Annotated in this window: 1 protein-coding gene and 1 pseudogene; both read right to left on the minus strand. The window is 48.3% G+C overall.

The window, feature by feature from the left end; genetic code table 11:
* The coding region (locus ACFINE_RS09950; protein WP_375621915.1) for a phage tail protein at positions 1-158 on the minus strand (158 nt) is incomplete at its 3' end.
* 13 nt (positions 159-171) lie between these two features.
* A pseudogene (locus ACFINE_RS09955) lies at positions 172-576 on the minus strand (phage tail tape measure protein); the annotation flags it as partial.

Here is a 576-nt window from a genome sequence, read left to right on the forward strand (position 1 = left end):
TTTGCATCATTGCCATAGCCGGTAAATTGCAAACTGGGGGACCTGCCAAAACGCTCCATACAAACCCATGAGGCAGAAAACTCTTCTTCAAAGGATTGGAAATTCAGCCAGTCCACATAAAATTGATGCGGTCCTAACATCATCAAAGGATCTCTCATAGACGCCCTCCCCTCATTCTGTCCCGCCATGCAGAGCATTAGCACGTGCCCGTTGCAAAGCATGGGCAACCGCACGACCAGTGGCCATGGGTTCACGCGCCCCATTAACATGCACTGTGACATTTTGATTGTGTGTGATGGGGGAACGGTCTTTGTCTCTTTGCTCTCTGGCAGATGAATTTACAGGAGAAGCCCCCGCAAATTGCACGATGGGTTGGATGGCTGTTTTACCCCCCAAAAAACTTGGCAAAAACTCTCTTACATCAATGGAACCAATCCACCCCTTAATGCGGCTAGGCAAAGATTTACAAAAATCCATCAATTGTGAGATAGACGACATAAAGCCATCGACAATCGAATTAGCCAGATCTTCGCCGGCTTGTTCCATACCAGCCTTGGCACTCTCCGAGAGCTTTTC

The sequence above is a fragment of the Bartonella sp. AA97HXZ genome (assembly GCF_042196985.1).
In the GTDB taxonomy this organism is placed as follows: domain Bacteria; phylum Pseudomonadota; class Alphaproteobacteria; order Rhizobiales; family Rhizobiaceae; genus Bartonella.